The sequence below is a fragment of the Paraburkholderia unamae genome, from assembly GCF_003096875.1.
Classification (GTDB): Bacteria; Pseudomonadota; Gammaproteobacteria; order Burkholderiales; family Burkholderiaceae; genus Paraburkholderia; species Paraburkholderia unamae.
Map to the genome: position 1 here is coordinate 127,249 of NZ_QEOB01000001.1, position 20,943 is coordinate 148,191.

General features: G+C 64.6%; 18 protein-coding genes. 6 read left to right on the plus strand and 12 right to left on the minus strand.

Translation table 11 applies throughout. The annotated features are described in order from the left end of the window. Window positions 1-8 precede the first annotated feature (8 nt). From motA to flhD, 3 genes are all read right to left on the minus strand, one after another. Window positions 9-869: a flagellar motor stator protein MotA gene (motA, locus tag C7402_RS00585; protein WP_112169909.1), complete on the minus strand. Its 861-nt coding sequence runs from the start codon at window positions 867-869 to the stop codon at window positions 9-11. A 359-nt stretch (window positions 870-1,228) separates the two neighbouring features. Continuing rightward, window positions 1,229-1,771 (minus strand): flagellar transcriptional regulator FlhC, encoded by a 543-nt coding sequence (gene flhC / locus C7402_RS00590; protein WP_116609325.1) that lies wholly within the window; start codon window positions 1,769-1,771, stop codon window positions 1,229-1,231. Between the two features lie 103 nt (window positions 1,772-1,874). Continuing rightward, a complete protein-coding gene (flhD, locus tag C7402_RS00595; protein WP_112169911.1) occupies window positions 1,875-2,192 on the minus strand; it encodes a flagellar transcriptional regulator FlhD in 318 nt (105 codons plus the stop codon). Window positions 2,193-2,744: 552 nt separating this feature from the next. Here flhD and C7402_RS00600 point away from each other — a divergent pair. Then, window positions 2,745-3,809 (plus strand): glycosyltransferase family 4 protein, encoded by a 1,065-nt coding sequence (locus C7402_RS00600; RefSeq protein WP_112169912.1) that lies wholly within the window; start codon window positions 2,745-2,747, stop codon window positions 3,807-3,809. Between the two features lie 215 nt (window positions 3,810-4,024). Here C7402_RS00600 and C7402_RS00605 read toward each other — a convergent pair whose 3' ends face one another. Next, complete coding sequence (locus C7402_RS00605; RefSeq protein ID WP_112169913.1) at window positions 4,025-4,321, minus strand: H-NS histone family protein; 297 nt, start codon at window positions 4,319-4,321, stop codon at window positions 4,025-4,027. A 287-nt stretch (window positions 4,322-4,608) separates the two neighbouring features. On the opposite strand from C7402_RS00605, the gene aqpZ reads away from it, so the two are divergent. Then, window positions 4,609-5,355: an aquaporin Z gene (gene aqpZ / locus C7402_RS00610; protein ID WP_116609326.1), complete on the plus strand. Its 747-nt coding sequence runs from the start codon at window positions 4,609-4,611 to the stop codon at window positions 5,353-5,355. Window positions 5,356-5,688: 333 nt separating this feature from the next. Next, entirely contained in the window at window positions 5,689-6,297 is a 609-nt protein-coding gene (locus C7402_RS00615) for a histidine phosphatase family protein (protein ID WP_116609327.1), read from the plus strand. Between the two features lie 87 nt (window positions 6,298-6,384). On the opposite strand, the gene C7402_RS00620 is transcribed toward C7402_RS00615, so the two are convergent. Both C7402_RS00620 and C7402_RS00625 read right to left on the minus strand, forming a co-directional pair. Beyond that, complete coding sequence (locus C7402_RS00620) at window positions 6,385-7,206, minus strand: Cof-type HAD-IIB family hydrolase (RefSeq protein WP_116609328.1); 822 nt, start codon at window positions 7,204-7,206, stop codon at window positions 6,385-6,387. A 171-nt stretch (window positions 7,207-7,377) separates the two neighbouring features. Beyond that, complete coding sequence (locus C7402_RS00625) at window positions 7,378-8,262, minus strand: glucosamine kinase nucleotide-binding domain-containing protein (protein WP_116609329.1); 885 nt, start codon at window positions 8,260-8,262, stop codon at window positions 7,378-7,380. Window positions 8,263-8,483: 221 nt separating this feature from the next. Between C7402_RS00625 and C7402_RS00630 the strand changes: the two genes are divergently transcribed. Further along, the gene (locus C7402_RS00630; RefSeq protein ID WP_116609330.1) at window positions 8,484-9,080 is read left to right on the plus strand and encodes a DNA-3-methyladenine glycosylase I; all 597 of its coding nucleotides are present in this window, start codon (window positions 8,484-8,486) and stop codon (window positions 9,078-9,080) included. A 371-nt stretch (window positions 9,081-9,451) separates the two neighbouring features. After that, window positions 9,452-9,898 carry a hypothetical protein gene (locus C7402_RS00635; protein WP_116609331.1) on the plus strand — a complete coding sequence of 149 codons (447 nt, stop codon included), beginning with the start codon at window positions 9,452-9,454 and terminating at the stop codon, window positions 9,896-9,898. A 124-nt stretch (window positions 9,899-10,022) separates the two neighbouring features. Here the strand turns inward: C7402_RS00635 and rpsU are convergent, their stop codons facing one another. Next, entirely contained in the window at window positions 10,023-10,235 is a 213-nt protein-coding gene (rpsU, locus tag C7402_RS00640; protein WP_006401410.1) for a 30S ribosomal protein S21, read from the minus strand. A 435-nt stretch (window positions 10,236-10,670) separates the two neighbouring features. Further along, window positions 10,671-11,612, minus strand: a complete 942-nt coding sequence (locus C7402_RS00645; protein ID WP_112169920.1) for an aldo/keto reductase — start codon at window positions 11,610-11,612, stop codon at window positions 10,671-10,673. A gap of 324 nt (window positions 11,613-11,936) precedes the next feature. Between C7402_RS00645 and C7402_RS00650 the strand changes: the two genes are divergently transcribed. Next, the gene (locus tag C7402_RS00650; protein ID WP_224045145.1) at window positions 11,937-16,826 is read left to right on the plus strand and encodes an O-linked N-acetylglucosamine transferase family protein; all 4,890 of its coding nucleotides are present in this window, start codon (window positions 11,937-11,939) and stop codon (window positions 16,824-16,826) included. A 145-nt stretch (window positions 16,827-16,971) separates the two neighbouring features. On the opposite strand, the gene C7402_RS00655 is transcribed toward C7402_RS00650, so the two are convergent. Genes C7402_RS00655 through C7402_RS00670 form a run of 4 tightly spaced genes read right to left on the minus strand, consistent with a single transcriptional unit; the run spans window position 16,972 to window position 20,938 of the window. After that, a complete protein-coding gene (locus tag C7402_RS00655; protein WP_116609333.1) occupies window positions 16,972-17,637 on the minus strand; it encodes an LbetaH domain-containing protein in 666 nt (221 codons plus the stop codon). A gap of 33 nt (window positions 17,638-17,670) precedes the next feature. Further along, the gene (locus C7402_RS00660; RefSeq protein ID WP_112169923.1) at window positions 17,671-18,816 is read right to left on the minus strand and encodes an aromatic ring-hydroxylating oxygenase subunit alpha; all 1,146 of its coding nucleotides are present in this window, start codon (window positions 18,814-18,816) and stop codon (window positions 17,671-17,673) included. Between the two features lie 13 nt (window positions 18,817-18,829). Further along, a complete protein-coding gene (locus C7402_RS00665) occupies window positions 18,830-20,020 on the minus strand; it encodes an FkbM family methyltransferase (protein ID WP_116609334.1) in 1,191 nt (396 codons plus the stop codon). Then, window positions 20,021-20,938, minus strand: a complete 918-nt coding sequence (locus C7402_RS00670) for a nucleotidyltransferase domain-containing protein (RefSeq protein WP_112169925.1) — start codon at window positions 20,936-20,938, stop codon at window positions 20,021-20,023. It abuts the gene before it with no gap. Window positions 20,939-20,943 lie beyond the last annotated feature (5 nt).

Sequence of the window (20,943 nt, forward strand, 5' to 3'; positions counted from 1 at the left end):
CCGGATCCTTACTTCGCCTTCACGCGGCGCACGTGCTCTTCGAGCTCCGTGAACGACGGGCGCTCGGTCGAGAACAGCACCTTGCGGCCGAACTCCACGGCGATCGCCGGGGCATAGCCGTTCAGGCTCGCGAGGATCGTCACCTTGATGCACTGGAACATCTTGGTCGACTCGGTCACGCGCTGCTCCGCGAGGCTCGCGAGCGGGCCGATCAGGCCATACGAAAGCAGAATGCCGAGGAAGGTGCCCACCAGCGCCTGGGCGATCATCTCGCCGAGGACCGCGGGCGGCTTGTCGGCGGAAGCCATGGTGTGCACGACGCCCATCACGGCCGCGACGATACCGAACGCCGGCATCGCGTCGCCCACCTTCGAGAGCGCGTGCGCAGGCGCTTCGCCTTCGGCGTGGTGCGTTTCGATTTCCTCGTCCATGAGGCTTTCGATCTCGAAGGCGTTCATGTTGCCGCCCACCATGAGACGCAGGTAGTCGGTGAGGAATTCGACGATGTGGTGGTCGGCCAGGATCTTCGGGTACTGCGTGAAGATCGGGCTCTTCTGCGGATCGTCGATATCAGCTTCCAGCGTGAGCGTGCCTTCCTTGCGCGCCTTGGCGAGCAGGACATAGAGCAGTGCGAGCAGCTCCATGTACACGTCCTTGTTGTACTTGGCGCCCTTGAACAGCGCCGGAAGAACGCGCAGCGTGGCCTTGATCGTCTTGATGCCGTTGCCGAGGACAAAGGCGCCAACGCCCGCTCCGCCGATCATGAGCAGCTCCATGGGCTGCATCAGGGCGCCCAGATGGCCGCCTTCCAATGCGTAGCCGCCGAAGACGGACAAGATCGTCACGAGTGTTCCCACGATAATCAGCACTGCCGGGTCCTCACTAGAAATGCGCCGCGAACCGCCGTCGGCCCGCGCCCTTAGCTGGGTTTACGGCATCGGCGCGAAAAACTTTGGGATTGGGTGAGTGCGGACCGCCGGTGCGGTGGCCCGCGCGTTGTTTGCGGCTTGTTTGTGGCTTGTTTGCGAGTTTCACGATGCCCGCGGAAAGGGCAGAACAGATTTGGGGCCGATTCGCCGGGCGTTGCGCAGCCTGGGTTCGCACCGACACGCTGATACGCGCGGCGAGCCCCGGCTCGGCGGCGGCACGCAGGCCGGGCCGGGTTTATCCGGATTCGCCGGCCCGCTCGCCGGAATCAGGCCACCGTCAGCCCACCATCAAGCCAACATCAGGCCGCGATCTGCGCAGCGAGCGCGTTGCGCCGGGTGCGGCCCGCCCGCGAAGGCGGCTGGCACAACCCGCACACGAAGCCGCGCTGCGGATCGTGCGCATGGGCCACATAGCGCCCGCCGCAGCGGCTGCACGGCGTCATCTGCAACAGGCCCGAGGCGAAATAGCGCACGAGCGTCCAGGCGCGCGTGAGGCTCAGCGCGGGCGTTTCGTCATGCAGCCGCAGGTGCTCGAGGTAGAGCCGGTAGCTCTTCACGATGGCGTGAATGGGCTCGCAACGCGCCTGGCCGCTCATGAACAGGAACGTGTTGTAAAACAGCGAGGAATGGACGTTGGGCTGCCAGGTCATGAACCAGTCGGTCGAAAACGGCAGCATGCCCTTGGGCGGCGATTCGCCCTTCACTTCCTTGTAAAGCCGGATGAGCCGGTCGCGCGAGAGCGAGGTCTCCGCTTCGAGCAGTTGCAGACGCGCCCCCAGCTCGATCAGTTCGATCGCCAGAGCGATCTCCTTCACCTCCTGAACCACACTCTTGGTCGCCATAGACACCCGTTGGAAGCCGCAAAGGAATGCGCTCGGCCCCGGCGGCCGCCTGGCGGGCCGCTCGAGTGCGATGCGCTGCCGCGCGCTGCGGCGCGGAGCTGGATCAGCCGATCTGCTCGATGTCCTGGCCGGCCATGATGATGGCCGTATGGGTCAGCGCGGTTTTGCCCTTGTCGGCAAGCGCGCTCAAGATCGCGTGGTCGTCGAAACGGAAGCGGCAAAGCAACTGGTTCGATGCCGCAAGACGGACGGTTTGCGCGAAAGAGAGATTCGCGAGCACTTCGGCGGACTGCTCCGAAATGCCCATGCGGAACATGCCGGTCGGCTTGTCCTCGCGCAAAAGCCGTTGCGCGAGCAACAAATACGACAGATTGACTTCCTTGATCTCACCCAGCATGTCGCTGTGCGTCGTCGCGCTCATGGATTCCCCCGAATCAAAACGCGGCGGCTGGTCAATCCGCCTGCGGAAAACGTTTGCTCGTCCGGATGCATACGTGTGCAGCCAAACGGCCTGTTTATGGTCGTGCTCGCATTGTGGCTGGGGCGGGAACAAATGGAAATCGGACGGATGCCGCGACGCGTTGCGAGAAAAACTTTCGCAAGCGTGTAGGAATTTTTCTGACAAGAGGCGAGGAGAAGCGGCGGGGCGCGGGGTGCGTCATGTCATGAGCATAAGCCGCTCAATTGTCTGTAGATTACAGGATTTTTCATTCCTGCGACATATTCGCACAGCATACCCCCTCATCCGGGCACGGCGCTTGCGCATCGCGCGGCCATGCCGCGTCACGCTTTGCAATGGCCTTTTACACGCGCTGTATCCCGCTGTAACAACATTAAGCGTTTGCAAAAGCGCGTGTGTCGCCCGGCAAAATGGCCATAATCGGACTCAGGGATAACCCGATAGCGCTGTATCCGCCGCAGTGCCGCATCCCGTTTTTGCACACACGCGGCCAATGCCCATGGAGATCGAAGAATGCGAATCGCACAAATTGCGCCACTTTACGAAGCCGTTCCGCCCAAGCTTTATGGCGGTACCGAGCGCGTCGTGTCCTACCTGACCGAAGCGCTGGTCGACCTCGGCCACGACGTGACGCTGTTCGCCAGCGGCGATTCGGTCACTTCGGCAAATCTCGAAGCCGCCTGGCCGCGCGCGTTGCGCCTCGACCCGACCGTGCGCGACGCGCTGGCGCCGCACATGGTCCTGCTGGAGCGGGTGCGCCGCGTCGCGCACGAGTTCGACGTGCTGCACTTCCACCTCGATTACCTGCCGTTCCCGCTGTTCTCGACCATGGACTCGCCGTTCGTGACGACGCTGCACGGCCGTCTCGACCTGCCCGAGCTGCAACCGGTGTTCGAGCAGTTCCCGAACGCCCCGGTGATCTCGATTTCGGACTCGCAGCGCCAGCCGCTGCCGCAGGCCGCGTGGCAGAACACGATCTATCACGGCCTGCCGAAGAATCTGCTCACGCCGCAAACCGACCGCAAGCCCGAGTACCTCGCGTTCCTCGGCCGCATCTGCCCGGAAAAGCGCGTGGACACGGCCATTCGCATCGCCGCGCTGTCGGGCCTGCCGCTGAAGATCGCCGCCAAGGTCGACAAGGTCGACCAGGAATACTTCAAGACCGAGATCGAGCCGCTGCTCTCGCAGGCGCACGTGGAGTTCGTCGGCGAGATCAACGAGGAGCAGAAGCCCGCGTTCCTCTCGGGCGCGAAAGCGCTGCTGTTCCCGATCGACTGGTCGGAGCCGTTCGGCCTCGTGATGATCGAAGCGATGGCGTGCGGCACGCCGGTGATCGCCTTCAACCGCGGTTCGGTGCCCGAAGTGATCGACCAGGGTGTAACCGGCTATATCGTCGAGGACGTGCAAAGCGCGGTGGCGGCGCTCCAGAATATCGATTCGCTTTCACGCGAAGCGATTCGCACTCAATTCGAAAGCCGATTCACTTCGCACATCATGGCGCGCAATTATGTCGACACTTATACCGCGCTCAACGAAGCCGCACAGCGTCCGGTACTGCGCCGTGTGGCCGCAGGCTGAATACGATCGCGTGCGACTTTCGAGATAAATCCAGACAAATGTGCGGCGTGAATCGTTTGCGTCAGATCGAATAGCGTAATTACGCCCGAGGTGAAAAAAAGAGCCGCATGGATCATGCGGCTCTTTTATTGGAATTGCGATGGCGCCGCTGGGGCGCCATCGTGCTTTCCGGCGTCTTTGCGACGCTCTCCAGCATGCGCGGACGCGTGCGCGCGTCAGGCGATCAGGTAGCGCTCGCGGTTCTTGCCCGCGATCCACTTGGGCGGCTTGCCGCGCCCGCTCCAGGTCGCGCCGGTCTTCGGATCCTGATAGCGCGGGGGCAGCGGCGCCTTCTTCGGCGGACGCCCGCGACGCGCGGCCTCGGCGAACCCCAGGTCCTGGGCGGAGAGACCGTACTCGGCGATCTTCTCCCTGATCGTGGTGATGACGTCTGCGATCTCCGTACGCCGCGCATCTTCCGCCTGAGCCTGGAGTCTCGCGATCTGCGCCTTGAGTTCTGAATATTGCGACATTTCTATCCCCCCTTCATTGTCCGTCTAACCGACTCGATCGGAGATTAGACGTAAATAACGGAATTCGCAATCGCTATTAATACTGCTTTATCACGTAATTCCACGATTTAACGTTCTATCGTTCCGACAACTATTCGAGGTACATCAATCGCAATAATTCCTTCAATTACGTCAAAATTGACAATCCTTGACACCTCACCAAAGGGCGACTGCCTAGAATCTGGCATTTCCAGGTGCCGGTGCTTTTCGCGGCCCCTTCAAAAATCGACTTTTCGAGGTGTCACTCCATGCACTTGTCCAAACGACTCACCGCCGAACTCATCGGCACATTCTGGCTGGTCCTCGGCGGTTGCGGCAGCGCCGTCCTCGCCGCCAATTTCGCGGGCCCGGTTCATGGGCTCGGCATCGGCTTCGTGGGCGTGGCGTTCGCGTTCGGCCTGACCGTGCTCACCATGGCGTTTGCGATCGGCCACATCTCGGGCTGCCATCTGAATCCCGCCGTGAGCGTCGGCCTCATGGTGGCCGGCCGCTTCCCGGCGCGCGACCTCGTGCCCTATATCGTCGCCCAGGTGGTGGGCGCGGTCATCGGCGCGTTCGTGCTCTCGCTCATCGCCACGGGCAAGCCGGGCTTCGACCTCGTGGCAAGCGGCTTCGCGACCAACGGCTACGGCGAGCACTCGCCGGGCCACTATTCGATGGGCGCGGCCTTCGTCTGCGAAGTCGTCATGACCGCCTTCTTCCTGTTCGTGATCCTCGGCGCCACCGACAAGCGCGCGCCGGCCGGCCTCGCGCCGATCGCCATCGGCCTGTGCCTCACGCTGATCCACCTGATCTCGATTCCGGTCACCAACACCTCGGTGAATCCGGCGCGCTCCACCGGCCCGGCGCTGTTCGTGGGCGGCGAGGCAATCTCGCAGTTGTGGCTGTTCTGGGTCGCACCGATTGTCGGCGCGATCATCGCAGGCATCGTGTATCCGGCGGTGGCGGGGCGGCGCGAAGCGCTCGCAACCGTTGCCGTGCGCGAAGCTGCCTGAGGCGTCGCGACGGTTCGAGCCGGGCGAAGCCTGGCTCGACTATTTTCCGGATTCTGGAGAGGGATTGGCAAACGGGCGCTGCGGCGCCCGTTTGCCTTGGCGGGTGCAGCATGCCCATTGCGGGTGCACTGCTAGAATCGGGCAACAGTTCCATCCTGTTGCAATCGTACGCCACCTCGACTCCCTCGCCACCGCATGAAGCGCTCACGAACCCGGCCGTCCCGGCTTACCCCGACGCTCGCCTCGATGCTGGCCGCATGCCTTGGCGCAGTGCTTTGCGCTTGCGCGCCGCTGCCGCAGGCGGGTGGCACTAGCGAGGCGACTCCCGCACCCGTGCGCGCTCACCAAGCCGCGAGCCGTACGAACAGCACGAGCCAGGCTCGCGACATCGAGACGCTCGTTTTCGTGAGGCACGGCGAAAAGCCCGCGGAAGGACTCGGCCAGCTGAACTGCAAAGGCCTGAATCGCGCGCTTGCGCTGCCGGCGGTGATCGCGGCCAAGTACGGCAAACCGGACGCCATCTACGCGCCCGACCCCGGCGAACAGAAGAACGACAACGGCCGTCCGTACTATTACGTGCGCCCGCTCGCCACCATCGAGCCGACCGCGATCCAGTTCGGCATGCCGATCCAGACGCCATACGGCCACTCGCAAATCGATTCGCTGCAAGCCGCGTTCATCGATCCGCAGTGGCGCGGGCGTACCGTGGTCGTCGCCTGGGAGCATCGCGAAATCGAGTCGTTCGTGCGGCGTGTCGTCGCCGCGCATGGCGGCAACGCGAGCGATGTGCCGCACTGGGAAAGCGCGGACTTCGACAGCATTTACGTGGTTCGCATCGACTGGAGCGGCAACGTTGCGCGCGCGCATTTCTCGCACGAGCGCGAAGGGCTGGACGGGCGCTCCGACGACTGCCCGTGCGCGCAACTGCCTGCTGCGCAGTAGCGCGCAGGCACGCTCAGGCAGAAAGCGCGGGCGCGATGACGACGCGCCTCGCGTGGCATCCGCCGCTTGTCACGCTTGCTACGCTTGTCAGGACGCGATTTCGTCGTTGAGCGCGAACAGCTTGCGCAGGTGATGGGCGACACCGGCCTCGAAGTTATTGCCGATGCGCGGCACCGAAGGCAGCCGTTTGACGAGATCGGGATTGGCGTTGTTCATCATGAACGGATGGCCCGCCGTTTCGAGCAGGTCGATGTCGTTCATGTTGTCGCCGAACGCGACACAACCCGTCGCATCCATGCCGAGCCGCTCCAGCACCACGCGCAGCGCGCGGCCCTTCGACACGCCGGCCACCATCACTTCGAGACAATCGGGCAGCGAGTAGGTGACATAGAGCGCGTCGCCAAACTCGCGCGCGAGATTCTGGGCGACGTGCGCGAGATCCGCCGGCTCGCCGATATACAGCGCCTTGGCGATGCCCGCGCCCGCATAGGTGCGCAGCTCCGCCACACGATACTCGAAGCCCGAGTCCTGGTGATACGCGAGCAACTCCGGCGCGTGACGGTCGATGAGCCACGCGTCGTCGGTATAAATGCTCACGATCACGCGGCCATGCGCCCCAACGGTGTCGGGCGCCACGAGGCGCTCGACGACGGGCGCGGACAGATTGCTTGCGTGGATGAGCGTGTCGTCGGGTGCGTGCACGCGCGCGCCGTTCGCGGTGATCAGATACGGGCGGATGCCCAGCACGTCGCGAATGCCGGCCACGTCGCAATAGTGGCGGCCGGTGGCGATGACGAACGGCAGACCCTGCGCGTCGAGCGCGCCCAGCGTGGCAACCGTGAACGGATCGACCTGATGGTCGCTGTTGAGCAGCGTTCCGTCGAGATCGGTTGCAATGACCTTGTACATGGTGATCGGACAGCTAGCGGGAAACCCTGAATCGTAGCATCTGCGGCGGGGCATTGCCCTTGACCTACGTGCCGTGCGCGTTGCCGGTGTCGCCGCCCGATCTCCGTGCATTGGCCTCGCAATGCATCGCATTCGACCCTTAAGCGAAGCGACGATTGAAGGAAACGATGGCTAGCCGCCCGCCAGCCTGCGGGCTTCCTGTTGCGCGAGCCGCAGCGCGCCGCTGGTGGAATCGGCGAGCGGGGCGCGCAGGCGATCGCGCACGGCCTGCGGCACCCATTCGCGCAGCGGCTGGCCAAGCCCGCCCGACAACGCCACCGGCAAGCGGGCCGACGGATCGAGCGCGGTGATGAGCTTCGCGATCTCCACGCCCGCCTCGGCCAGCAGCTTCGCGACGAACGGATGCTCGCGATGCGCGAGCACGACCGGCGCGAGGCGCGCGTAGGCCGTCTGGTTGGCCGCGCACTGCCACACGATCAGGCTTTCGCGGTCGCTCGCATGAACGTGCGCGAGCAGCGCCCGCGCGAAGTCGTCCATGGGCGCGCGCGCGTCGAGCGCCTGCTGCGCCCAGGCGATTGCGCGCAGGCCGAACCACGCGCCGCTGGCTTCGTCGCCCGAAGGAAAGCCGAAGCCGCCGGCTATGCGGCACTGACCGTGCTCGTCCAGCGCGGCCGCGATGCTGCCGGTGCCGAGCGCAACCGCCACGCCCTGCGCCCCGGCATGCGCGCCTAGCACCGTGGTGTAGACGTCGCTCTCCACGGCGAGTCCGGCGACCGGCGGCGCAGCGGCGCGAAACGCCGCCTGCCAGTCCGGATTGTTCACGCCCGCAAGCCCGCAACCGAGCACGCATTGCGACCAGTCGAACGCAAGGCCCGCTTGCGCGAATGCCGCGCCGCAGGCTTCCTCGATCGACTGCCAGGCGCGCTCGATGCCGAGCCCGAGCCCCGACGGCCCCGCCGAGGCGCGCGCGAGTTCAGCGCCGTTCGTGTCGCCAAGCGCGACGCGCGTGCCGGTGCCGCCACCGTCCACGCCGATCAACCAAGTGTATTTCTGCATGATGTCTGCCGCGCCTCGCGCGCGTGTGAGTCGGGTTCGATTGGTCCGATAACCAGGGGAAGGCCAAAAAGCGACCCTGGCCGGGCTGAATATCGCTTCGTGCCGCAGAGACTAACGGCTTCACTGCGTTCGCACAATCGGCCATCCGGCCAGGGTGGCGGGGCGCCCCCGATCCGCTATGCTTGCGTGGCCTGAACGACGTCTCGCAAGGAGAACTCACCGTGACACACCGCTGCAACTGGGTATCGGCCAGCGCGTCGCCGCAGTACGTCCAATATCACGACGAGGAGTGGGGCGTGCCCTCGCGCGACGACCAGCATCTGTTCGAAATGCTCGTGCTCGAAGGCGCGCAGGCCGGGCTCTCGTGGTCCACGATCCTCAACAAGCGCGAGGGCTATCGTCGCGCCTTTGCGGGCTTCGACATCGCCAAGGTCGCGCGCTTCACGCCTGCGAAAGTGGAAACGCTCATGCAGGACGCCTCCATCGTGCGCAACCGCGCCAAGATCGAGGCCGCCATCGCCAACGCGCGCGCGGTGCAGCAGATCCAGGCCGAGCACGGCTCGCTCGCGAAGTTCGTCTGGTCCTTCGTGAACGACACGCCTATCCAGAACGACTGGGCCTCGTATCGCGACGCGCCGGCTTCCACCGAAATCTCGGACGCGCTCAGCAAGGCGCTCAAGAAGTGCGGCTGCAAATTCGTTGGCACGACGATCTGTTATGCCTTCATGCAGGCAGTCGGCATGGTCAACGACCACGAACACGACTGCATGTGCCGCGCCGCTTGCACCGCGCAAGGGAAAAAGAAGCGCCGCGCCTGAGCGGCTGGAACGGCCCGCGCGGCACGCATGAACGCAGCCGTGCAAGCACCGGGCTGCGGCGTCAAGGCAACAGTCCAGCCACCGGGCGCCGGTCGTCCGGGAAAGTCCCAAGCCTCTGCCTCGATACGCCGCGAATCCTTGTCCACCAAGGCTTTGCGCAGATTTCACGGTCACCCGCGCACTTCGGTCCGAGGCATTTTCGTGTCGCCACGGTGCGCAGCCCCACGTTCGTTTTCCGGCGTGCCGCTATAACTGAAAGTGAGTGCAGGCGTGTCAGGGGAACGCTTGAAATAGCCGGCGGGAAGGCCGGCGGCGCCGCATTCGCTGGGAATTAACCGCTGTGCCCGGCAGTTGGGCAGCAGGGGGCTGAAATGAAAAACGTCCACTTCCTGACGCATCAGGAGATCTTCGACCGCGCGGTGGCGCATCTTCTTGGCCAAGGGTGCGCGGCACTGCTTCCGCATGGCGGCGGCGCCTACCGGGGCGGCGGCTGCGGCGGGGGGCACAGCTATGGCGGCTGCCCGGTCGGCAGCTTCATCCGGCCGCGCGACTACATGAGCGCCATGGAAGGCATACCGGTGCGTTACGTCGGCCGCGAGGCGGGCGACGTGCCGCTCTACATGGACGTCGGCGTGGCAGCGCTGAAAAAGGCGCTGCTGCGCGCCCATCTCAACATCTACGACCCCGCCACAATCAAGCTGCTCAGTTGCCTGCAAAACGTCCACGACGTGTTCGGCGTGTGGGAGTGGCGCGAGCGGCTTTGCGCGATCGCCGCGCAGTTCGGGCTATCGCCCGCGCGCCTGAAGGACGCGGCCTGATCGCGTGAAGCACGGCGTGGCCCGCGCCCAATCGTCAATCGTGCGGCACCAATGCAAACGGCGGTGCAGCTTCTTTCGAAGCATGCACCGCCGTTTGGCGGAACAGCAAAAAGCGCGAAAAAGCTTAGTGGAGCTTCTTCGGCAGCATCTGGCTGCGCAGGCGCTTGTGCAGGCGCTTCACAGCAGCTGCCTTTTTGCGCTTGCGAACTGCCGTCGGCTTTTCGTAAGACTGGCGCTCACGCAGCTCGGCGATCAGGCCGTTCTTTTCGATTGCACGGCGGAAGCGGCGAATAGCCACTTCGAACGGCTCGTTTTCCTTCAGAAGAATCGTCGTCATGTATTTCCTAACTCAAATCGCTTGATACGGTTCAATTGCGCGAGCGCCAAAGTCGCTCACGCCCCGGCCCTCCGGTCGTTCGCCACACTGGGGCTGAACGAGAGGCAAGGCGGCCACGGAGGCCGGAAAAGAGAAGTAGGGGGTTCACAGCGGAACGCGATCAGGTAGACCTTGCTGCAACACACCTGATCGCCGGTTTGCGGCCGCCAACAGTAACGAACACGGCAACAAAACAGGCAAAGATCTCAATTCACTCTCAATGATATCAGGAAACGATCTGCGCGACCAGGGTTTCTTGATTCTACTCAGTGACTTGCGCGACCGCCCACGGCCGTCGCGCTCGCCGCATCGTTTAGGACACCTGGATTAACACCGACTCGCGCGCTTTTGCCCTGACTTTGTCCCCGTTTTGCGTCGTTTTGAGCAGTTTTACGCTCAGGCGCTCGCGTCGTTCAGCGCCTGGACATCGGCTGGATCGAGCTTCAGGCGCACCGCCGCCGCGAGGCTTTCCAGCTGATCGAGCGAAGTTGCGCTCGCGATCGGCGCGGTGATGCTCGGACGGGCGATCAGCCACGCAAGCGCGACGGCCGCAAGTGTGCTGCCGTGGCGTTCGGCCACGTAGTCGAGCGCCGCGAGAATGCGGATGCCGCGGTGATCGAGATACTTCTCCACGCGCGAGCCGCGCGCGCTCTTCGCGAGATCCTCGCGCGAGCGATATTTGCCCGAAAGAAAGCCGCTCGCGAGGCTGTAATAGGGCACGACCGCGAGCTTCTGCGCCATGGCGACCGGTTCGAGATCGGCCTCGTAGTGGGCGCGATCGTACAGGTTGTACTCGGGCTGGATGATCTGATACGCGGGCAGTCCCGAGGTCTTCGCGACCGCGAGCGCCTCCTCGATGCGCGCGCCCGTGTAGTTCGACGCGCCGACCACGCGCACCTTGCCCGCCTCGATCAGGCGTTGGTAGGCGCCGAGCGTTTCTTCGAGCGGCACCTTCTGGTCGTCCTCGTGCGAGAAGTAGACGTCGATGTAATCGGTTTGCAGGCGGCGCAGCGAATCTTCCACGGCCGCCGCGATGTTGGCGGCGGAGAGGCCGGGACGGCGTGAATCCTTCGCGACTTTGGTTGCGATCACCACCTTGTCGCGCTTGCCGCTTTTCGCGATCCACTTGCCGATGATCGTCTCCGATTCGCCGCCGTGATTGCCGGGCACCCAGGCGGAGTAGACATCGGCGGTGTCGATGAAGTTGAGACCGGCGTCGGTGAACGCGTCGAGGATCGAGAACGAGGTGGCTTCGTCGGCCGTCCAGCCGAAGACGTTGCCGCCGAACATGAGCGGGGCGACCTGCAAGGCGGAAGTGCCGATCCTGCGTAGTTCCATGATGGCTCCAGGGTTGAGTGGTCGGGTGGTGCGGGCGAGCCCGGGACCGTTGAGCATACGCCGCATCCCACGAGGTTGCAGGCGAGCACGGCAGGCGAGCCGCATGCCGCGCGCCCGGTTGCAGTGGGTCGCGCCCGGTCGCGGTCGAGCGCAATCGATTCAGCATGCAAAAGAGGTCGTAATAGCTTGCGCCCCTTTTGCCGGAACACGTCGCCGTTATTCGTAATTGACGGTCGTTTTGGCGTTAGCTCGGCGCTTAGGGCCCGCGGAGCGCCCCGCATAATGGCACGCTCCGCCTCCTCGCCATCTATGCGTGAATTCGACATGTCCACTGCCGCTACTTCAACCGCCGCCCCCGAGCGCGAACCACAGCTGGAGCAGGACATTGCCGTCGTCATGCAAGCGGCGTTCGAGCATCACCGCAGGCAGGAATTCGACGAGGCGGCTTCGCTCTACACCGCGATTCTCGACGCGATTCGCGATCACGCCGGCGCGCACCATCATCTGGGGCTGCTGCTCGTGCAATCGGGCCGCCAGGCCGAGGCGTGGCCGCATTTCGAAGCCGCACTCGATCGCGAGCCGAACAACGGCCCGTATTGGGTCGGCTATATCAACGCCCTGATCGAGAGCGGCCAGACCGAAGCGGCGCGGGCCACATGCGACCTGGCGCAGCAACTCGGCGTGCGCGAGCCGGCCTTCGCCACGCTGATCGCCCGCATGCCGTCGAGCGATACGCGTCGCGCGAGCGTCGAGGAGCTCAACGAGCACGCGGCCCTGTTCAGCCAGGGAGAGATCGAGGCTTCGCTCAAAGCCGCCCTGCGCCTGACGACGCATTACCCGTCGCACGGAGAAGGCTGGCGGGCGCTCGCGCTCTCGCAGCAGCGTCTCGCGCAGTACGCCGAATCCGTGGCCACCGCGCAGCACGCGGTGCGGTTGCTCCCCCAGGATCTGGTTTCCCACATGCTGCTGGCGAGCGCACTGTGCGCCATTGCCGACTGGCCGCGCGCCGAGGCCGCATGCCGCGAGGCGCTCAAGCAGTTTCCCCGCTACGCCGAACTGCATCGCATGCTGGCAAACAGCCTGACGGGGACGCACCGCTACACCGAAAGCATCGCCAGTTGCCGCCGCGCGGCGGCGCTCGCGCCCGGCCATGCCGACATCTACGGCACGCTCGGCACCGCCCTGCTCGGGCACGGCCAGAACGAGGAGGCGGAAACCGCCTATCGCCGCGCCCTCGAATTGACGCCGATGGACGCCAGCGCGTACACCGCTTTGCTGCACTGCCTGATGCACAAGGTCGATCGCGACATGGCGATGTTCCGGGCCGAGGCGCGCGAGTTCGCGCAGCGCCACGAAGCGCCGCTGCGCGCGCAGTGGCCGGACCATGCGAACCCGCGCGATCCGTCGCGGCGACTGCGCATCGGCTTCGTTTCGGGCGATCTGGTGGATCACCCCGTGACGTCGTTTCTGTTGCCCGCCGTCGAGCATCTCGCGCAGGACAACGGCCTCTCGCTGCACTTCTATTCGAACAATCCGGCTCGCGACAGCGTCACGGCCCGGCTCCTCACGTTCGCCGGCGGATGGCGTGACGTATTCGGTCTCACCGACGCCGCGCTCGCGCAGCAGATCCGCGCGGACGGCATCGACATCCTCATCGACCTCGCGGGCCATTCGGGCCGCAACCGGCTTGCGGCGTTCGCGCACAAACCGGCGCCCGTGCAGGTCGGCTGGATCGGCAATCCGGCCACGACCGGACTCGCGTCCATCGACTATTACCTTACCGACCGTTTCGTCACGCCGCTCGAACGGTTCGCCGACAAGTTCACGGAAAAACTCGTGTTCCTGCCCGCGCTCGCGCCATTCCGGGCGCCGGAGCACGCGCCGCCCGTGAACGCGCTGCCCGCGGCGCGCAACGGCTTTCTGACGTTCGGCAGTTTCAGCCGGATGAGCAAGATCGGACCGGCGGTCGTCGCGCTGTGGGCGCGCGTGCTGCGCGAAGTGCCGGATGCGCGTCTGGCCATCGGTTCGATTTCCGGTCAGGACGAGATGGACAAGCTGACCGCGCTGTTCGCGGCCGAAGGCATCGACGCGGCGCGCCTCGCCTTTCTGCCGCGCAAGGGCATGCGGGAGTATCTGGAGCAGCACCACCAGATCGACGTCATTCTCGACGCGTTTCCGTTCGGCGGCTCGACCACGACGCTGCAAGCCTTGTGGATGGGCGTGCCTACGGTGACGCTGCCCGGCGACTCGATGGCGAGCCGCAGCAGCACGGGCTGGCTCTCGCTGCTCGGACTCGACGCGCCCTTCGTCGCGCAGGACAAGGACGACTATGTGCGCAAGTGCGTGACGCTCGCCGCCGACGTCGAGGCGCTCGCGACGCTGCGCCACGAGCTGCGCCCGCACTGCGCGCAGTCGAACGTGTTCCGTGCGCAGCCGGTCGCGCAAGCCGCATCACGCGCGCTGCGCATCATGTGGCAGCGCTGGTGCGACGGGCTCGCGCCCGAGCATTTCGACGTCGCCGCACCGGTTCCGGCCGAAGCCGTCGCGCCGACCGTCGCGGCGCAACCCGAACGCGAGATCGCCGCGGCGGATGCCGCGCCCCCGGCAAAAAGCGATGGCCGGCGCGCGAACGCCAAGGAGATGCGCCAGTACACCGATCTCTTCGCCAGCGGAAAAATCGAGGCGGCGCTCAAGACCGCGCAGCGCTTGACGCAGCAATACCCGTCGCACGGCGAATGCTGGCTCGCGCTCGCGTGCGCGTGGCAACGCCTGGGCAAGCACACGGAGTTCGCGAGCGCCGCCGAGCGCGCCGCCGCCCTGCTGCCCGACACCCTCTCCGCGCAAACCCTGCTCGCCGACGCGCTGAAAATCACGCACCAGTTAGAGCAAGCCGTAGCGCACTGCCACCAGGCGCTCGAACGCCATCCCGAGAGCGCGGCGCTGCATCACAGCCTGGGCGTCGTCTTGCAGGCGATGGGCCGTCACGCCGAAAGCATCGACTGTTTCCGCCGCGCCGTGGCGCTCACGCCGGACAACGCGCTCGCGCACGACGCCCTGGGCGTCGCGCTGCTCGAATATGGCGATAGCAAGGCGGCCGAACCTGCCTTGCGTCGCGCACTCGAATTGGCGCCGATGCAGGCGCAGGTGCACAGCAACCTGCTGTTCTGCCTGATGCACAAGTACGGTCTCGACGCAGCGAGCACCTTCGCGCAGTACCGCGAATTCGCGACGCGCCACGAGGCGCCCCTGCGCGCGCGCCGGCCAAAGCATGCCAATGATCGCGATGCGTCGCGGCGTCTGCGCATCGGCTTCGTTTCGGGCGACCTGTTGAATCATCCGATCGCCTATTTCCTGCTGTCGATCGTCGAGCATCTGGCGCGCGACACAAGCCTCGCCCTGCACTTCTACTCGAACCACACGGTCAGCGACGGCTACACCGGGCAGATTCGCGCCCACGCCCAGGGCTGGCATCTGGTTGCCGGGATGAGCGACGCGGCGCTCGCGGAAAAGATCCGCGCCGACGGCATCGATATCCTCATCGATCTGTCCGGCCATACCGGCCGCAACCGGCTCGTGACCTTCGCGCACAAACCGGCGCCGGTGCAGGCGAGCTGGATCGGCAATCCGTCGACGACGGGTTTGACGGCCATCGACTATTACCTGTCGGACCGCTTCGTCACGCCGCTTGCGCAGTTCGCCGGGCAGTTCTCCGAAAAGCTCGTGTTCCTGCCGGCGCTCGCGCCGTTCAAGCCGCACCCGCTCGCGCCCGAAGTCAACGCCTTGCCCGCCCTGAAGAACGGCTTCGTGACCTTCGGCAGCTTCAGCAAGATGCTCAAGATCGGGCCGGAAGTCGTCGCGCTGTGGGCGCGCGTGTTGCGCGAGGTGCCGCACTCGCGCATGGTCATCGGGGCGATTGTCGCGCCGGAGCAGATCGGCAAGGTGAGCGCGCTGTTCGCGAACGAAGGGATCGACGGCAGCCGCATCGGCTTCTTGCCGCGCGTGGACATGGCGGGTTATCTGGAGCAGCACCATCAGGTCGATGTGTGCCTCGACGCCTTTCCGTTCGCAGGCTCGACCACGACCATGCACGCGCTGTGGATGGGCGTGCCGACCGTGACCCTGCCCGGTGTCTCGATGGCGAGCCGCGGCAGCACGGGCTGGCTCTCGCACCTGGGCATCGACGAGGCATTCGTCGCGCGCGACGAGGACGACTTCGTGAGCAAGTGCGTCGCGCTGGCCGCCGACCCGGAAGCGCTCGCGATGGTGCGCGGCGAGCTTCGGGCGCATTGCGCGCAGTCCTCGCTCATCAGCGCGGAAACGATCGCCGACGCCGCTTCGCGCGCGCTGCGCACGATGTGGCAACGCTGGTGCGACGGGCTCGAACCCGTCCACTTCGAGGTGGCGGCGCGCGACAAGCATGCGCTGGCGCAGCCGGCCGCGGCGCGGGAAGTCGACGCGCAACCCGCCGCCAGAGCGGCGGCCACGCCGGTCGCGACGAGCGACAACGTCGACAACACTCCCGCGGCACTCAAGCCGATCCGTCTGGTCTGCGGCACGCGGAGCAGCCGCGAGCAGTTCTGGACCGAAACCGCACTGGGCCGCACGCTCAAGCCGTACGCGAACCAGCCGGACATCCAGCTTCAACTGTTCGCGAGCAACTCGCGCGGGCTCTCCACCATCTACAACGAGGCCATCGAGCAGGCAAAGCACGACCCGGCGATTCTCGTCTTCATTCACGACGACATCTGGCTCAGCGACTTCTTCTGGAACCTGCGCGTGCGCCGGTCGCTCACGCAATTCGACGTAGTGGGCCTCGCCGGCAACCTGCGCCGCCTGCCGAAGCAGCCGTCATGGATCTTCGCAACGCCCGATCTGCGCTGGGACGAGCGCCGCTACCTGAGCGGAACGGTCGGCCACGGCAAGGGATTCCCGTGCCATGACGTGTCGAACTTCGGCCCGGTCGCACAGGAATGCAAGCTGCTCGACGGCCTCCTGCTGATTGCCGACAGTGAAACGCTGGTGAGCCGCGACGTGCGATTCGACGAGCAGTTCAAGTTCCACTTCTACGACATGGATTTTTGCCGCCAGGCCGAACTCAAAGGCCTGCGCATGGGCACCTGGCCGTTGAGCGTGGTGCACGAAAGCGGAGGGGCGTTCGGGTCGCCGGGTTGGCGTGAGGGGTACGAGCGGTATCTGGGGAAATACGGGGAGTAGCGCAATGCAAGCCGGAGTCCCGCCGGACTCCGGCGAGCGCAGCCTGACATGAGCGGAAACGAAGCCGATGCCGGAAGGCTGCGCTAGCTTCGTTGTGTTTCGCGGCGTCTGCGGCCCCCAAAAAGCGGGGGCGGCACGCCCTGCTCTATTTTTCTACGGCAAGCCGGCGATCGACAATGCGGGCGGCCGCGCGCAGCGCCTCATGGACGAAAACCGGTTCCGTCGACGAGGCGCGCACATCCTCGAACGCCCTGAGATAGGACCAGGCCGGCACGTTCACCGATTCGGCAATGCGAACCTGGCTCCCCATCGTGCAATGGCTGCCGATTTTCGCGTAACGATCGACGAACACCGCGGAGCCGAAGTAGGCGTTCTTGCCCACTTCCGTACCCTGACCGAAGAAACACTTTGCCCCGACGATGACGTTGTCGCCGATCTGCACGCCGTATTGCGCGATGACGCCTTCGAGCACCAGGCTGTGTTCACCGATGACAACACCCGCGCCGAGTTGCGCCGAAGGACTGACGTACGAAGCCAGTCGATAACCCTGCTGGCGGGCGGTTTCGGCGATTTCGGCGCGCGCGGCGTTCTGCCTCGCGTGCTCCAGCGCGACGAACACCTCGTACTCGTGCGGCGGATGGCTCTGCGCCAGCGCCTCGAACGGCACGAAAGGCAAATCGCCCTGCTCGTCCTGCGGGATGAAACGCTGATGCGCCGTACGCACAACCGCGTCGGCGCCGCTGTCCGCGAACAACGAGCAGACCATGCGCGAGAAAGGGCCAACGCCAAATACGATGATCTTGCGACTCATGAAATACCGTTCTCGTATCGTGATTAGGCGTGGTTATGCGCCGATGTCGACACCAGCGCGCGTCATGGCGGCGACGTAGGCGCTGTCGAAATTGATGATCTTGTCTTCACGCTTGCCCAATGCCGCATGGCGCCGCACCGACGCAATGCCGCGCTGGCTGGATTCGACCGCCTCGATGTCCTCGTTGAACACGCGCAGGCCGCTGAGCGCCAGGTGATACAGGACATCCGGCGTGATTTTGGACTGGCCGTCTTTCTGGCGACCCGGAACCACCCACACATCGATTTCCGTCGAAGACTCCGAAGTCGGACGATAACGCACGATGTTGTACCAAAGGCCCTGCACCGAGGTAATGATGACGTTGGGCCACAGCGCCAGATGCATGTAGTGGTCGAACGCAAATTCCCGATTCGCCAGGCGGCCTTCGAATATCGCCGCATTACGCGCCAGCGCCTCTTGCGTCATCATCACCTTGAGCAACGCATGGCGTTTGCCGTAACCCTCGGGAATGCGTTCGCCGGCGGCGTCGAAAGGATGGGACAACCACTCGGCGCCGGTGTAGTCGCGCGTATCCAGCGACGACACCGGGTGCACGAACTGCGCGTGGATGTCGTCGTAGCCGTTGTGCATCAGGAATTTCCAGTTACACGCGGCATGGATACGGGTGCGAAAGCTGATGTCGTCGAGCGCGTTGCCGATACTCGACAGCAAACCGGCGTGCTCGCCCAACTGCGTACGCAAGTCAGCGTCCGGTGCGGCCGACACGAACACGAGGTTGCCCAACGCCGCATGCGAAAAGGACTTCGCAGCCAGACATTTGGCCTCCTCCACGCTAACGGGATAGAACGCCTCGTTGTGCGGAATGCCGACCGGCACGCCGGACGGGTCATAAACCCAGCCGTGATACGGGCAATGCAGGCCGCGATTGCCGCGTTCCGCCGGCTGCAACGGTGCCGCGCGATGCGAGCACACGTTATGCAAGGCACCGAGACGGCCGCGGAAATTCTGCAACACGAATGGCTGCCTGCCGACATTGCCGGTCACAAAATCCTTGTCGTCGCGGACGTCGGTCCCGAGGCAGGCAAATTGCCAGGTTCTCTCGAACAGGACCGACTGCTCGGCGGCAAAGATAGCCGGATCGGAGAAGCATCGCGGCGGAAGCTTCGATTCAATAGCCATGTCGAAGGGCTTCCTATTGCGCCCGCGTCAGCGGCGCCCAGTCATCGCGCGGCGAAGCATAGATGATGCTGTCGTAGAAGAAGCTGTAGTGATGACGCAAGTTCAGGCGATGGCCAGGGACGATCTCGCGCAGCGTATCAGCCACGTCGAGCAGGTCGTTCGCGTAGTGGTAGGAGGCGATCGCCATTCTCGGCTTTGCCCGCGCGATCAACTGCGCCGCGCCGCGCAAGGCGCGCGCCTCGAAACCTTCGACGTCCATCTTGATGAAGGTAGCGTCTTCCACCCGATCGTCGAGCTTCACGCAAGGCACCTCGACTCCGCCGCTCGCGCTGACATGGCTGCCCATCGTGCCGGTTTCGTGGAAACGCAGGGTCTCGTTACGGTCGGACACCGCACAGTGATGCGCGTTCATGAAAGGCAGCGGATAGGGCATCAGCTTGTTCAACGCCTCATAGTTCTTCGCATCCGGCTCGAACGCGTGCACGCTCTCCACCTTCCAGTCGGTCGCGCCCAGCAGCTTGGCGACGACCGTGCCGGTATGCGCTCCGCAATCGACGAAGTGCTCACGGGTACCGATCGCGAAGGTTTCGCTATGTGCGCTGCCCACGCCGAAATATTCGTCATGAGGGCTGGTCAGGATCGAATCCAGCGCGTGGCGATCGAATTCCAGGCGCTGGAGCAGCACGGCATAGAGCGTTTCGCGGCTGCGCTCGTCTTCGAGGCTTTCGGCGAAAGCGAGCCAGTCGTCGGCACGCTCTTTGGTGCGCGCCCGATACTGCAACACCGGCTCGTAGACGCCCGGGCAATCATAGGCCGCAAGCAATTCCACGAGATCGTGCATCGGCAGGTCCAGATGCTGCGCGAGCGCGCGAAAGCGCGCCTGCCCATAGCGGCTCTGCGTGAAATCGACGGCCTTGACCGGCGTGCCCTTCGGCACGCGCCGCGCCAGTTCGGCAGCCAACTGCCCGGACGTGCACACCGGAATGCCGGCGACTTCGTCCACGCGCGACCAGTCGTCCACCGCCAGCACCACGTTCGCCCCGCGCGCGAGCAAGCTCGGCAGATGAATCGACGCGAGGAATGAGCCGGGACCGCAGACGACCAGCGCCACGTCCTTCAGACTGGCGGCGGCGCGCGCGGGCGCCGTATCGTCGGCAAAGGCGCGCAGCAGCCGCTCGCGCAGGGATGAGGATGCGTTCGTCATTTATCTTGTCTGTTCAGTGAAATAGCGATCCAGTCCGGCGTGGTCAAGCAGACTGTCTCCGAACAAGGTCGTTTTGACCAGTTCACGGGCTTGTTCCAGGTCGTAGCGAAAGCACGCGCGCAGCGTGTCGAACTTCCTGTCACGGAAATCCGGCTTGGGTTCTTCGAGCTCGATGTTTTCGATCGAGAAAGACAGCGGCACGTCAGGCGTATCGACGTCCTGCTCGAACACCTCGCGAACGAAGTGGCGGCGTCGATCGGGGTCGGCAAGCTGATTGACGGAGATCACCGCGATATCTTGCGGCAGGTATTTTTCCAGCAGCATGCGAATCGGGCGGTAATAAAACCCGCCGGCAAGCACCGAGCAGAACGGCCACTGCTGCCGTGAGAGATAAAAACCCATTTCGTACTCGACGCGTTCGAGAAAGCTATGGGTGCGGATATGCTCCATTTCCTTCTCGACGTATCCCTTGAACACGCCGTGTAGACGCCGCGGAAAGTAACGCTCGACGATTTCGAAAAAAGTCCGGCGCTTGATCTCGTCCGCCCCCCGCTTTTCCAGCGGCGAAAGGAAATAGCTGTCGAGTTCGGCGCCGCTTCTTTCGTAGACCTTCAGCATCTTGTACAAGGACCACGACCGGTCGAGCTGATTGCGCCAGCAAATGACAATCCGGGTGTCGTGCTCGGGCAGCAAGCCAATGTATTCGGCGCTCTTGGAATAGGCCACGGTCGCGTCCAGCAGCGGACGCCCTTCGGGAAGGCGGAATTTGCCGGGATGCGGTTCATCGCTGACATACAGCGCGGGTTCCTTCACACCCGGCACCCTGTCTTCGGCCAGATCGTTCGCGACCACCCATTCGGACAGCGCGGTCGTGCCGCACTTGTCCATACCGGCGATGAAGATGTTACTGATTGCCATGCTTT

Coding starts and splice junctions, on each gene's coding strand:
- C7402_RS00660 (WP_112169923.1), bottom strand. CDS start 18,816: ATGGCTATTGAATCGAAGCTTCCGCCGCGATGCTTCTCCGATCCGGCT.
- flhC (WP_116609325.1), bottom strand. CDS start 1,771: ATGGCGACCAAGAGTGTGGTTCAGGAGGTGAAGGAGATCGCTCTGGCG.
- C7402_RS00600 (WP_112169912.1), top strand. CDS start 2,745: ATGCGAATCGCACAAATTGCGCCACTTTACGAAGCCGTTCCGCCCAAG.
- C7402_RS00645 (WP_112169920.1), bottom strand. CDS start 11,612: ATGGAACTACGCAGGATCGGCACTTCCGCCTTGCAGGTCGCCCCGCTC.
- rpsU (WP_006401410.1), bottom strand. CDS start 10,235: ATGACGACGATTCTTCTGAAGGAAAACGAGCCGTTCGAAGTGGCTATT.
- aqpZ (WP_116609326.1), top strand. CDS start 4,609: ATGCACTTGTCCAAACGACTCACCGCCGAACTCATCGGCACATTCTGG.
- C7402_RS00620 (WP_116609328.1), bottom strand. CDS start 7,206: ATGTACAAGGTCATTGCAACCGATCTCGACGGAACGCTGCTCAACAGC.
- flhD (WP_112169911.1), bottom strand. CDS start 2,192: ATGAGCGCGACGACGCACAGCGACATGCTGGGTGAGATCAAGGAAGTC.
- C7402_RS00635 (WP_116609331.1), top strand. CDS start 9,452: ATGAAAAACGTCCACTTCCTGACGCATCAGGAGATCTTCGACCGCGCG.
- C7402_RS00670 (WP_112169925.1), bottom strand. CDS start 20,938: ATGGCAATCAGTAACATCTTCATCGCCGGTATGGACAAGTGCGGCACG.
- C7402_RS00650 (WP_224045145.1), top strand. CDS start 11,937: ATGTCCACTGCCGCTACTTCAACCGCCGCCCCCGAGCGCGAACCACAG.
- C7402_RS00625 (WP_116609329.1), bottom strand. CDS start 8,262: ATGCAGAAATACACTTGGTTGATCGGCGTGGACGGTGGCGGCACCGGC.
- C7402_RS00605 (WP_112169913.1), bottom strand. CDS start 4,321: ATGTCGCAATATTCAGAACTCAAGGCGCAGATCGCGAGACTCCAGGCT.
- C7402_RS00655 (WP_116609333.1), bottom strand. CDS start 17,637: ATGAGTCGCAAGATCATCGTATTTGGCGTTGGCCCTTTCTCGCGCATG.
- C7402_RS00665 (WP_116609334.1), bottom strand. CDS start 20,020: ATGACGAACGCATCCTCATCCCTGCGCGAGCGGCTGCTGCGCGCCTTT.